This window comes from Serratia sp. AXJ-M (assembly GCF_046531865.1).
Classification (GTDB): Bacteria; Pseudomonadota; Gammaproteobacteria; order Enterobacterales; family Enterobacteriaceae; genus Serratia; species Serratia liquefaciens.
The window spans coordinates 2,837,985-2,850,386 of sequence record NZ_CP059394.1 but is presented as its reverse complement, the minus strand read 5'-3'; the positions used below and the strand labels follow the sequence as shown (position 1 = coordinate 2,850,386).

At 51.2% G+C, this 12,402-nt stretch carries 13 protein-coding genes; 6 read left to right on the top strand and 7 right to left on the bottom strand.

What is annotated here, in order from left to right; translation table 11 throughout:
* Nucleotides 1-242 precede the first annotated feature (242 nt).
* Nucleotides 243-419, top strand: a complete 177-nt coding sequence (locus H0S68_RS13315; RefSeq protein ID WP_071827036.1) for a YciY family protein — start codon at nucleotides 243-245, stop codon at nucleotides 417-419.
* Nucleotides 420-467: 48 nt separating this feature from the next.
* Here the strand turns inward: H0S68_RS13315 and H0S68_RS13310 are convergent, their stop codons facing one another.
* Nucleotides 468-959: a Dps family protein gene (locus tag H0S68_RS13310; protein WP_020827174.1), complete on the bottom strand. Its 492-nt coding sequence runs from the start codon at nucleotides 957-959 to the stop codon at nucleotides 468-470.
* A gap of 196 nt (nucleotides 960-1,155) precedes the next feature.
* Entirely contained in the window at nucleotides 1,156-2,628 is a 1,473-nt protein-coding gene (locus tag H0S68_RS13305) for an MFS transporter (RefSeq protein ID WP_122079512.1), read from the bottom strand.
* Between the two features lie 125 nt (nucleotides 2,629-2,753).
* Between H0S68_RS13305 and H0S68_RS13300 the strand changes: the two genes are divergently transcribed.
* Nucleotides 2,754-3,308: a TetR/AcrR family transcriptional regulator gene (locus H0S68_RS13300; RefSeq protein WP_130016744.1), complete on the top strand. Its 555-nt coding sequence runs from the start codon at nucleotides 2,754-2,756 to the stop codon at nucleotides 3,306-3,308.
* A gap of 73 nt (nucleotides 3,309-3,381) precedes the next feature.
* Here the strand turns inward: H0S68_RS13300 and H0S68_RS13295 are convergent, their stop codons facing one another.
* The 3 genes from H0S68_RS13295 to H0S68_RS13285 all read right to left on the bottom strand — a co-directional run bounded on the left by H0S68_RS13295 (nucleotide 3,382) and on the right by H0S68_RS13285 (nucleotide 6,331).
* The gene (locus H0S68_RS13295; RefSeq protein ID WP_048758642.1) at nucleotides 3,382-3,645 is read right to left on the bottom strand and encodes a DUF1471 domain-containing protein; all 264 of its coding nucleotides are present in this window, start codon (nucleotides 3,643-3,645) and stop codon (nucleotides 3,382-3,384) included.
* A gap of 277 nt (nucleotides 3,646-3,922) precedes the next feature.
* Nucleotides 3,923-5,815, bottom strand: a complete 1,893-nt coding sequence (locus H0S68_RS13290; protein ID WP_236591408.1) for a hypothetical protein — start codon at nucleotides 5,813-5,815, stop codon at nucleotides 3,923-3,925.
* Nucleotides 5,816-6,034: 219 nt separating this feature from the next.
* On the bottom strand, nucleotides 6,035-6,331 hold the full coding sequence (locus H0S68_RS13285) for a YciI family protein (RefSeq protein WP_020827169.1): 297 nt from the start codon (nucleotides 6,329-6,331) through the stop codon (nucleotides 6,035-6,037).
* Between the two features lie 180 nt (nucleotides 6,332-6,511).
* Here H0S68_RS13285 and H0S68_RS13280 point away from each other — a divergent pair, with 180 nt between their 5' ends.
* The 4 genes from H0S68_RS13280 to H0S68_RS13265 all read left to right on the top strand — a co-directional run bounded on the left by H0S68_RS13280 (nucleotide 6,512) and on the right by H0S68_RS13265 (nucleotide 10,664).
* Nucleotides 6,512-7,165: an epoxyqueuosine reductase QueH gene (locus H0S68_RS13280; RefSeq protein ID WP_020827168.1), complete on the top strand. Its 654-nt coding sequence runs from the start codon at nucleotides 6,512-6,514 to the stop codon at nucleotides 7,163-7,165.
* Nucleotides 7,166-7,403: 238 nt separating this feature from the next.
* A complete protein-coding gene (gene tonB, locus H0S68_RS13275) occupies nucleotides 7,404-8,150 on the top strand; it encodes a TonB system transport protein TonB (protein WP_020827167.1) in 747 nt (248 codons plus the stop codon).
* Between the two features lie 337 nt (nucleotides 8,151-8,487).
* On the top strand, nucleotides 8,488-9,699 hold the full coding sequence (tsgA, locus tag H0S68_RS13270; protein WP_410528759.1) for an MFS transporter TsgA: 1,212 nt from the start codon (nucleotides 8,488-8,490) through the stop codon (nucleotides 9,697-9,699).
* Nucleotides 9,696-10,664: a nucleoside hydrolase gene (locus H0S68_RS13265; RefSeq protein WP_410528758.1), complete on the top strand. Its 969-nt coding sequence runs from the start codon at nucleotides 9,696-9,698 to the stop codon at nucleotides 10,662-10,664. The genes tsgA and H0S68_RS13265 overlap by 4 nt, the downstream gene beginning before the upstream one ends.
* A gap of 10 nt (nucleotides 10,665-10,674) precedes the next feature.
* Here the strand turns inward: H0S68_RS13265 and H0S68_RS13260 are convergent, their stop codons facing one another.
* Both H0S68_RS13260 and yciA read right to left on the bottom strand, forming a co-directional pair.
* On the bottom strand, nucleotides 10,675-11,700 hold the full coding sequence (locus H0S68_RS13260) for a LacI family DNA-binding transcriptional regulator (protein ID WP_259217460.1): 1,026 nt from the start codon (nucleotides 11,698-11,700) through the stop codon (nucleotides 10,675-10,677).
* Between the two features lie 248 nt (nucleotides 11,701-11,948).
* Nucleotides 11,949-12,377, bottom strand: coding sequence for an acyl-CoA thioester hydrolase YciA (gene yciA, locus H0S68_RS13255; protein WP_020827163.1), 429 nt, complete (start codon nucleotides 12,375-12,377; stop codon nucleotides 11,949-11,951).
* Nucleotides 12,378-12,402: the final 25 nt, after the last annotated feature.

The following is a 12,402-nucleotide window of genomic DNA, read 5'->3' as shown; positions in this document are numbered from 1 at the left end:
ATCCCGTTCGCAAACCACCAACGATGAGTGTACGCACAGAATGGTAAAGGGGAAACCTTTTCTCCGCGCTTATGTTGCAAAAATATGATTGTCTTAAGGCACTTGCTGTAAACGAAAAGGACATTTTGGGCTAACTGCCGCGTGGTCGGGGCAGAGTAAAATACGAAAAACTGTGGCTTGGATCGCACGATGAAAGGGCTATAATGCCCGCCGTTGGCTTTTGACGAATGAGTGACGAAACGATGAGACGCAGTAGAAACGAAGTGGGCCGCTGGCGGATGTTGCGGCAGAGCCAGCGCCGCAGGCATCGCTGGTTGGAACGCCAGTCATGCAGCAATCGGCATATCATTCGGGTGCGGCGTCGTCTGGACGATCAGCACCGACGTTCGTTGCTGTTTGTGGTGTCATACGAGTGGTAAAACGAAAACAGTCCCTGAGGGGACTGTTTTGTTAGCGGAGACTGGGGGTTATTTACCCAGATAGGCGTTAAGCATCCACACCTGTTTTTCCTGCTCTTTGATGTAGTCGCTCATCAGAGAAGCAGTCCCTTCATCACCGGCATCGGCAGCCAGCGTCAGCAGTTCACGCTGTTGTTGCAGCAGCACCGAATAACCGTGCAGCAACCCGCTTAGCGTACCTTTATCGTCGGTGACGTTGGTGTCTTCCTTGATGTCGGAAGTTTTCAGGTAATCGCTAAAAGCATGACGCGGTTGTGAACCCAGGGTCAAAATACGCTCTGCCAATTCATCGACTTTGGTCAGCAGGTCGTTATAGGTTTCTTCAAATTTGACGTGCAGCTCGAAGAAGTGCGGGCCTGAAATGTTCCAGTGGTAGCCGCGTACGTTCATATACAGCACCTGATAATTCGCCAGCAGCGCATTCAAGGCTTCCGAGAGCTTCGCCGATTGTTTGCTGTCCAGGCCGATATGGTTTTTTGCTGCTTTCTTCGTCGTTGCCATAATAATCTTCTCCTGATTATTTGATTCGATGATTTACACAATATCCATAACAAACACAGTAACCGGATTTATCGCAGGGTTAAAGACGTTCAAAAGCATCAATGCAATCGTCAAAACCAATATCGATAAATCCGCGAAGCAAATTGCCAAATCAGTTTAAGCAGAATGCGTTAACAACAACAGCAGCTTTCGACCATTACTTGCGCAATGCCATTTTTGCCACGCCGGCGCCCAGTGCCATCAGCGTAGCGGCTGCAATCAGCACGACGATAAATGCGCGGTCGAATGCCAGGCGCGCCAGCTGTTTAAGCTGTTCGGCCTGATCGGCTGCCAGATTGGCGGCCAGCCTCAATGCCTCGTCGATGCTGTCGTAGGCGATATCACTTACCGGCAGGCTGTCAGGCAGAGCCAGGCTGTGGCTATAGATGGCGGTCATCAATCCGCCAAGCAAGGTGATGCCCAGAACCCCGCCCAATTCATAGGAAACGTCTTCGATCGACGCTGCCATACCTGACTTCTCTTCCGGCGCGTTAAGCATGATGGCGGTTGAGGCTGCTGTGATCACGCCGCCAAGACCAAAACCGGCGATGAACAGGCAAATCAGCTGCAACACCAGGCTGCTTTGGTAAAGCAGAGCCAGGCCTGCGATACCCAAGCCGGTCAGAATAAATCCGCCGAGTATCATGCTGCGCTCACCGAAGCGCGGCAGCAGTAAGCCGGTTAACGGGCCTGCCAGCGCTGACGCCAGCGGGATCGGCAGAATAAACAGCGCGGCCTGCAAAGGGCTAAGTTCAAGCACCAGTTGCAGCCGTTGAGTCAATACCAGCTCTACGCCGACTAACGCAATCATCGACACTAACGCTACCCCGACGCCACCGGCAAACAGCCGATTCTGGAACAACGAGAAGTCGATCATCGGATAGCGTGCCCGCCGTTGGCGGCGAACGAACAGCCAGAGCGATACAACGCCGATCGCGGCGGCAATCGCCAACGCGGTAAAGGAGGGGGCCGCTTTGCTTAGTTCCTTTAACGCATAGATACAACCAACCAGACCGGCCATGATCTGTACCGAGCCGATGATATCGTAAGGGCTTTTGTTTTCGCCGCCGCAGTGTGGAATTAAACGCCATGCAAACGGCAGTACTGCCAACACCACAGGGACGTTGATCAAAAACACCGAGCCCCACCAGAAATACTCCAGCAGCACGCCGCCAACTACTGGCCCAATAGCCGCGCCGCCAGAGGCCACCGCTGCCCAGATGCCTATGGCCAAGGCGCGTTCACGCTCATCAGTAAAGACATGGCGGACAATGGACAGGGTAGCCGGCATCATCATCGCGGCACCTACCGCAAGGAATACCCGGGCAGCGATCAGCCATTCGGCCGACGGGGAAAAGGCCGCGCAAAGCGAGGCGACGGCAAACACCGGCAACCCAGCTATAAACAATCGTTTATGGCCAATACGATCGCTCAACATGCCTGCACCAGGCAGTAAACCCGCTACCACCAGTGGATAGGCATTTACGATCCATAATTTTTGCGAAGCGCTGGCATCCAGCGCCAGGGTCAGCCGTGGCAAAGCGGTGTAAAGTACCGTCATGTCGATAATAATCAAAAATAGCGCGCTGGAAATCATTGCCAGGATCAACCAGCGGTTGTTTACGTGCATAATATTATTCCAAAAAAACAAGCTACGCGGGGGCGTAGCTATAAGATCGTCACCACTCAGGATTGCCGGGTGGTATACTGGCGTAATATATATCCATACGTATGTATTGAAAAGAGGGTTTCTCAATGGGACGTCAACGCAGCATCGATCGTGACAAGGTTCTGGACGTGGCGGAAGAGATTGTCGCCACGCAGGGTGCCGCCGGGCTGACCATTGATTCTGTTGCCAGAGCTATGGGGATTTCCAAAGGTGGCGTGCAATATTGCTTTGGCAGCAAAGACGCGATGATCGATGCGATGTTCGATCGCTGGGGTAAAGCTTATGAACGGGTATTCGACGAGATTGCCGGCGAAAATCCCTCGGCCACGACGAGTGTGCAAGCGCATCTGCAGGCGACCCGAAGCTCCGATCAGGCCTCCAGCGCCAAGGCTGCCGGGCTGATGGCGACCCTGATCCAAACCCCGGAGCATCTGGACAGTACGCGTGAATGGTACCGCAGCCGGATTGCCGAACTGGATTTAGCCACTGAGGAAGGCAAGCGTGCGCGGCTGGCGTTTTTGGCCACCGAAGGAGCATTTATGCTGCGCTACTTTGGCTTGATGGAGATTGATCCGGCGGAGTGGGATGCCATGTTTGCGGATATGCAGACATTGATTTTGCAAGATGTGCAGAGTCGCTGAAGATTTTTAGTGGCTCAGGATTAACGCGGCCCGAGTCACCGCCGCGTTAATACGCCATTTGAGTATTCAGGCGTTATTTGTAGGCCACGGCATTGATGGTTTCGAAGGAGGTTTTCCCTTCGCGACCGATAATCACATAGTATTTCCCGCCTTTTTCATCGACCGCTTTAGACAATCTTGCGTGATCGATGCCCACGGTATCATCGCCATCTTGTGAGATGGTCACCGGACCAATTTCGGTGTGTTTTGCGGCTTCTTCCTTGGTGATTTCAATGGCGGCCATGGAAGAGAAGGAGGCGAATGCCAGTACAGCCAACAGATATTTAGTTGCTTTCATCACTATTCCTTTTACGTAGAGAACGAATGGATAAGTTCGAACATGACTACGGCTTAAGTGTAGGTCGCAGCTGTAGGTTTTCCATGCAGTGGTAAAAATAAGCGGTACAGGCGGTGCCTATCGCACCGATAGATAGCGAATTCAGCGGGGAAGGGAGTATGTTTATCGAACAAGATATTCCCTCGAAGAACCCTTTAGCCAGCCACTCCGTGCTGGCTTTTTTTTGTCCGCAACGAAAAGCCGCGATCCTCCGCGGCTGTAGTCAATGTTAAATTCTTTATACCTGGCGCATATAAACATCGGTGATGCGCAAGTCGAAGTTACTTTTCATTTTTGACACATCAATCAGTAGAAAAGCATGAGTTGCCCAGTCAGGGGCGCGTTCAAAGTTGGGCGGCTGAGTGGTGTAACCTTGCATTTGGCCAGGTATAGTCACGGTTTTCAGTTCAGATTCAACGCCACTGAAATTAAAGGTGTACGAGTGACCTGTCTGCTGCAGCAGTATTTGGGGCTCTTTATCTTGCTGTGCACCAAATTCGTTCAGTTTTGCCCATACAATTTTTACCTGGCAGCTTTGTCCATCACCAGCGAAAGTATTGGCGCGAAGATGATGAATGACGCTGCCGTAGCCTTTTAGCTTTATTGTCCCTAACACGGCTTGAAACACGCCGCTGCCTGCGGAGACGTTACGCCCCAGTGAGACAAAGTCGGGCTGCCGGATGAGGCTAAAATTGGTGCTGTTTGCGGTTCCCCAGCCGTAACGAGATTTGCGCACGCTGTTAATCCCTCCTGGCGGAAGAACCCAAACCTCCTCGGTCCATTTCTCATTGCCAGTGCCACTGGTATAGGTTGTGCTGTCGAGCCAGTTGTCCTGAATACCGCTATCGGTACGAACCTGTGTCAGCAAATAGGGCCAGGCAATAGGCAATTGAGTATCATGTAATGATGCCGAGCCGCCGCCATCAATCCAACCGCTGACGTTCGCATCCCCACCTTGCTGCATCTGTCCAATATTGACCTTCTCAAACACGACACGGGCTAGGTTGCCAAAATAAAATGGATTACTCGTGGTGGGATAGGTAGATGGGCTACCTCCTGCTTTAAAGGTGAACAGACCGCCAATAAAGTTAACCTTGCAGCTTTTATTATCTGGAATGTTGACGATGTAATTCTGTGGGCCATAGCCTTCAACGTGGCAATCGCGGAAAATGTGCTGTCCGCCTTCAATATGAATATATTTCCCCAGGCTGTCCGTCGATGTCTGCTGCCCATTTTTTCCGTAGATATAATCAAAGGAACAGTTGAAGAAATAGCTATACCCTCCCTGAAGATTCACGCCGCAGTTACTTTGCGCGAAGACACAGCTGTGAAAGTTCATCTCTTCACCGGAGTCTGTAGTGTTGTTTGGGAAGAAGTAACAGATGTCGCAATGATTGAAGGTAAAAGCATACATGCGTAGGAAATAGAAATTAGTGGTGCCTGTCAGGCCATGGGCGAATCCCTCAAGACCACCACCGGTGAACGTTAGAGAATTACGTGGGTAACTTTTCGAAAGCGAAGTGGAAAATGTCATCCCATCGACAAAAGTGTCAGCCCCAGGACCCAGCATACGCAGATTTTTAACACTAAGATTGCCTTGAGCGTAGCCGGCATCATTTTGCCATCCGATGGCGGTATTACGCTTATCTTGGCTGCCGTGAGCCATATCCGTGAAATCCAGCAATGCGCCGGAAAAATCATAATCGACGGTTTTGGTGTCAAAGATCAGTTTCTTTGTACACTTGAAACGGCCATTGCCAAAAATTAGGTTGCCGTTTTTCAACACGCGGGAGCCACTGGCACTGGCCAACGAACTGGCATAGTCATGCGCTTTTTGGATCGCATCCGTATCGTCAGCCAGACCATCGCCTTTAGCACCGTACAGATAAGGTGAAACTGTACCTGCCACCTCCAATATACGCAGCCAAACCCACGACGAGTTAGGGCGAATAAACATGCCACCGTCGTCTGCCGGTGTCGATTGTGCTTTAGCGACAAAGATGCCACCGCCTGCAGGTTGGCCGTTACTGCTGCTCCAGCTTGAATCATAGGCGGTTACTGCGATCAGCTCACCGGCAAGGGTAGGTACGGTGCTTCTCAATGTGGCAATATCAGGGCAGGTGTTCATCATTTGATCCTCATAGGGAAAATTGGAATTACTGTATTTATATACAGCAACCAGAGTCTATGAGCGCATCGCATCATGCACAATAGCGTGAAAGGTGAAGGTCGTTGTGCCAGTCAAGGCTAAACCAAGAAGGAGATATATACGTAAGCCAATCGTCGGCGTAACCGGCCATGCTTTGTGGTCACAACCCACTGAGGGGGAGTTCAGTGGGTTGTCTTCGCGCTAAAACACCTGTTTGAACGGTTTGACCGTTACGTCACCATAAACGCCAGCGGCGACGTAGGGATCTTGTTCAGCCCAGGCTTGTGCGTCCGCCAGCGAGGCGAACTCCGCAATAACGGTGGAGCCGCTGAAACCGGCGCTGCCCGGGTCGTTACTGTCGATGGCGGGATTGGGGCCGGCAACCACCAAACGGCCCGCATCACGCAGTGCCTGCAGGCGCGCCAGGTGCGCGGGGCGTACCGACAGGCGGTTTTCCAAGGAGTTGGGGACGTCTTGCGCGTAGATCAGATAAAGCATGTTTCACCTTTAAAATCATTGCTATAGAACGGTAAATTTAAAGTAGCGCAAAAGACGAAACAAGGGAATGCCCGCCCGCTGGAATTTAGCCATGGCTGGCGCTTATGCCTTGAAGCCGCTAGTGTTTATTCGTATAGTGCGGCCGCGCGATTCATCGGACAAGGTTTGTGAGGTAGAGAAATGACGGAACTGGTTAGAGAGAAACTCAACTTGCCCGAGGGCAAAAGCAAACTGCTGCTGCACTCCTGCTGTGCTCCCTGTTCCGGTGAGGTGATGGAAGCCATTCAGGCCTCCGGCATCGAGTACGCCATTTTCTTCTATAACCCGAACATCCATCCGCAAAAGGAATACCTGCTGCGTAAAGACGAGAACATCCGTTTTGCCGAGCAGCATGGTGTACCCATTATTGACGCCGATTACGATACCGATAACTGGTTTGCTCGCGCCAAAGGGATGGAGCATGAACCCGAGCGCGGCATCCGTTGCACGATGTGCTTCGACATGCGTTTCGAACGTACCGCGCTGTATGCGCACGAAAATGGCTACGATACCATTTCCAGTTCGCTGGGCATCTCCCGCTGGAAGAATATGCAGCAAATCACCGACTGCGGCGTGCGTGCGGCAGAAAAATACCCGGATCTTGAGTACTGGGATTACAACTGGCGTAAAAAAGGCGGTGCTTCGCGGATGATCGACATCAGCAAGCGCGAGCGCTTCTATCAACAGGAGTATTGCGGTTGCGTTTATTCACTTCGTGACACCAACCTGCACCGCAAGGCGCAGGGCCGGCCTTTGATCAAACTGGGCGTGCTGTATTACGGCGATGAAGAATAACGCCGCATTGATAACGAATAACCCGCTACGGCGGGTTTTTTAGTTCTTGGCGGCGGTAAATCAGGTTAATGAAGCGTGTAAAAGCCTCGGTGAAAAGGCAAATGGAAGGTTAATATCCCCATGAGTTTGCAGGTTTTAGCGATGAATAACGACGATTAGAGCGATAGTTTGCCATTCGTTATTGAATATGATTGCTATTTGCATTTAAACTTGGCGAACCAGAGGAAACAGAATCATTATGCCGCTAAAAAAGATGTTCCTTAATCGCCGTTTGTCCGTGCCGATTGTCCTGTCCGTTGGCTTACATAGCGCCCTGGTGGCGGGTCTGCTCTATGCTTCTGTCAAAGAAGTGATGGAGTTGCCCAAACCTGAAGATGCGCCAATCAGCGTCATGATGGTCAATACCGCCGCGATGGCGGAGCCGCCACCTCCTGCGCCGGCCGAGCCGGAGCCAGAACCGCAGGTGGAGCCTGAACCCGAACCAGAACCAGAACCGATCCCGGAGCCGCCGCCGAAGGCGATATTGAAGCCTGAGCCGGTAAAACCCAAGCCGAAACCAAAACCTAAGCCGAAGGTCGAAAAAACGGTCAAGCGTGAACCGCAGAAAACTGAGCCGCGTGAGCCTTCGCCGTTTGAAAATAACCAGCCGGCCAAGCCTATCGACAAAGCGCCAGTTAAGCAGGCACCGTCAGCCCCGGTTGCGGGTAATTCGCGTGATGTGGCACCGAGGGCGCTCAGCCGTGTCGATCCGATTTATCCGCCGCGTGCCAGAGCATTGCAGATTGAAGGCAATGTACGGGTACAGTTCGATATCGACAGCGACGGCCGTGTGAGCAACGTGCGTATTCTGTCTGCGGAACCGCGCAATATGTTCGAGCGTGAAGTGAAGCAGGCAATGCGTAAGTGGCGTTATGAAGCCAAAGAAGCGAAAGATCGTACCGTGAATATTCGCTTTAAAATTAACGGCACCACGGAAATGAACTGACCGACAGGTTAGGGTTAATTAAAGACAAGGGTCGCTTCGGCGGCCCTTTTTGCTGCCTGAAATTCGCTTTGCGTTGCCTTAATCCTGCAATACGTCTTATTGAAGCTAAATGGTGTAACGATAAACCTTTATTAAGTCCTGCTATAGAAAACCTGCCTCACTGCGCCTGACAGTGAAACACGCACCTCAACCTGATTTATTGAACAAAAGCCGATCTCTCTCTCACTTCACGCAACATTAACGCTCATTTAACTTAATTGTGAACCCGATCACTTCAACTTCTCGGCACATAAAACAAAATGAAATGGTGTAACGTTAAACCTTTTCGGGGAAAACCATGAGTTCTTACCAAGCCAGCTTACTGTCTGTCTCATTTATGACCTATATGGTGATGGCGGGTCTCCTCACTCAGATAGGCATTGTTATTAAACCGATGTCTGTTTATCTGGGTATGGGCATCACGGACGCCGCGGCGATGTTTTCTTACCTGACCGGTGGCACGCTTTTGGGAACGTTCATCTCGATGGCGGTGTATTCTCGATTTGAAATCCGTCACATCCTGCGTGTCACCTATGCCATTTTCCTGGTTGTTCTGGCCGCATTGGTGTTTCTGGATGTCAGAAATCCGTTCGTTGTTTCGTTCTATCTTTTTGTTTTGGGCACCTGCTGCGGCACCGGTTTGTCGGGCGGCGCAGTGCTTATCTCCAAAGTTTTCAACGAAAACAAACGTGCTTCCGCCTTTATAGCCACTGATTGTGCCTTTAGCGCTTCCGGTTTTATCTTTCCCTCGATGGCGACAATGATCATTGCGGCCAATATGCAATGGACTGCCGCCTACGGACTGGCGGGCGTGATTGCCGCGCTGGTGTTTATCAGCACCTTTATATTGAAATATCCGAAAGGGGATTTGGCCGAAGCCGATAAAGCAAACACCCCAGGCGCCAGGTTTAACTGGAAAGAGGTGATGACCCCCAGAGTGGTTTTAATGGGGTTTGCGCTCGGTGTTTACCTGTTTGCTCAGAGTACTTTCCTGACCTGGTCGCCCAGTTACTTGCAGCAGACGTTTGGTTTGTCCGCGGCGGAGTCCGGGGCGGCAGTGGGCAACTATTGGGGGCCATCCGTGTTTGGTTTAATCACCGCAGCCATACTGGTGAATAAAATCCCCGCACGGGTCATGTTAGTGGCGGTCTCTATCATTGCGATCCTGGTGACCTTTTACTTGAGCATAACTCACAACCCAAGGGTATTCCTGACTCTCACACTCGGCTTCGGTTTTCTGACCTCGTGCGTCTATAAATTAGGCATTTCCGTTGGCTCTCAACAGGTGAAAAATTCTCCGGCCGTGCTGGTTACCTTTTTACTGACGTGCGGAACCGTGGGCAGCACGATCTCTCCGGCTTTGTCTGCCGCCATCGTTGATCGGTTCGGGGTGGCCAGCGCGATGGTCATGACCGTCCTGGGCTTTACCGCCGTCTGTATCGCCATTGTTGCCTGTCTGATACTCGAGAAGATTGAAAACACCAAATCCACAAAGGAAATATATTCATGAAGAGAAAAGTCATTTTTGATACGGATCCCGGCATTGACGACAGCATGGCGATGCTGCTGGCACATGCCAGTTCAGAGATAGAGCTGATGGGGATTACCACCGTTTTTGGCAATGCGACTATCGAGAATGCCACCAGAAATGCGCTGTATATCAAGCAGCGGTTTGGTCTGACTGCGGATGTTGCGATGGGTGCAGATACCCCGCTGGTCGTCGCGGCGGGTGAGCCAACCACTTTTGTCCATGGGTTAAATGGATTGGGAGATATAGATATTCCTGCGGCGGAGTATCACGGCATCGATAAGCGAGCGGCTCATGACTACATTATCGATAGCGTAAAAGCCCATCCGGGCGAGATTACCTTAATCGCCGTCGGCAGGTTAACCAATCTGGCTTTGGCGGTTGAAAAGGATCCCAGCATTGCCGGCCTGGTCAAAGAGGTGATTGTGATGGGCGGAGCATTTGGCCATAACGGCCATACGGGCAATGTGACTCCCTTCGCGGAAGCCAATATCATCGGCGACCCGCATGCGGCCGACAGGGTGATGACCGCTGACTGGCCGGTGACTGTCGTTGGGCTGGACGTTACTCAGCAAACGGTAATGACTGGCGAATATATTGATCGACTACGTCTGGATTCAGCCCGATACGGTGAGTTCATTTATCGCATAACGCGTTTTTATGCGGACTTTCATCAACGGGAAATGGGTATGGAAGGGTTTTATGTGCACGACTCTTCGGCCATTGTCTATGCGATTGCCCCTGAGCTGTTCGACGTCAAAGTCGGCGCTATACGGGTGATTACTGAAGGGCCGGCCATCGGGCATACCCTGCTTAAAGAGGGGGGGAAACGTTACCCGATTGATGAGTGGAGCAGGAAACCGAAGCAACGTGTTTGCGTTCAGGTTGATCACCAGGGGGTGCTTGATCTCTATATGGCGACCATGGTGGAAAAGGCGACGGTTTAGTTTCTGAACGTCATTTTCCAAAATCGACGGGTTCACTGACCGATCCCCGGACGACCAGGCTAGGTGTTATTGATATTATGGCTTTACTCCCTGGATGAGACATTTTCATGGTCAGGCCTTCCAGGGCTTGGTAAGCAATGTCGTCCAAAGGAATTCTAACCGTGGAGAGTGACGGGAAAGACAATTTGGACATTTCTATATCATCGTAACCGATGACTGAAAGCTCCCTGGGGATCTTCAAGCCCAGTTCATTCGCCGCATTCTGCACGCCAATGGCCATTAAATCGTTATGACAGATAATGGCCGTTGGTAACGCTGCGGAGGAAAAAAGTTGATACATGGCGTCAACGCCGCTCTGATAGGTGTAGTTTCCTTCGATATAGTCGACGGCGTCTTCAGGCAGGTTAAATTCCCCCAGTGCTTTTTTCAGACCCGCGATACGGTTTGTTGTTGTCTTTAACGCTTTGGGCCCGGTCACACAGGCAATTTTTTTGTGCCCTTTGGACAGCAAGAACCGTCCTGCTATATAGCCGCCAGTCTCATTATGTAAATTGAACTCTGTACCCCCGCACAAACTCATCACATCACCGATATCGAAAGCGATAGCCACCACCGGCACCGCATGGATCTGTTTGATTACGGTATCAATTTTGTCGCGCTTCAACGATATGAGGATGATGCCGTCCACGCGGCCCGACATTAAATTAATGTAGGTGTGCAAATCCTCTTTATCGGCATGGCGGAAGCAGGAGATCACGGTAAAGTCCTGCTTGAAGCATTCATTTTCCAGCTTGAAAAACAGCTCGGAGAAAAAGGGGTTTTGGTCGACGATCGAAATGATGCCAATGCTTTTTAAACTGGCAGAGTTTTTCTTGAGTGAGGCGGCCAAGGCATTGTGTCGGTAGCCGGTAGCCTGAATGGCTTCCAGAATGCTCTGCCGGGTATCATCTTTTAGCTTTTTTTTATTATTAATAAAGTTAGATACGGTTGTTACAGAGACACCGGCATGGCGTGCAACGTCTTTAAGGGTAGCCATTCTCTACTTATAACCTCAGTTTTATGCCACAAGATGAATTGATAGGCGGAGCACTGACCAAGATAGCGATAGGCCGACTCTGGCGTCCCACGTCGTGAGGGTACCCGGTTGATTATACACAAGCAAAATCAAGATACAGGCCTTTAACCGCCAAAAGGCGTTATTGAAACGCGTTGATTAATCAGCAGCAATAAAAAAGCCCGATGGGATGCATCGGGCTAATTGAAAACGAATTTTGTCGCTACGGCTTATTCATCGAAACCTACACGGAAATTCATTTTTCCGTCGGGCAGGGCCCGTGAGTTGCCCTCATCGTCCACCGCGACATAGGTAAATACTGCCTCGGTTGCGCGATAACGCTGGCCTATCGGGGCGGAGGACACTTTCTTGACCCACACTTCGATATTGATGGTGATAGAACTGCGCCCGGTACGGATACAGTGCGCATAGCAACATACCACATCACCCACGGCGACAGGTTTCAGGAAGGTCATACCATCGACGCGTACTGTTACTACGCGTCCCTCGGCAATTTCTTTTGCCTGAATAGCGCCGCCGATGTCCATCTGCGACATCAGCCAGCCGCCAAAAATATCACCGTTGGCGTTGGTATCAGCCGGCATCGCCAGCGTGCGCAGCACCATTTCGCCACTGGGTAAAGGTCGTTGTTGAGTCATAGCTGTCTGCTTATCAAAGAAGGGA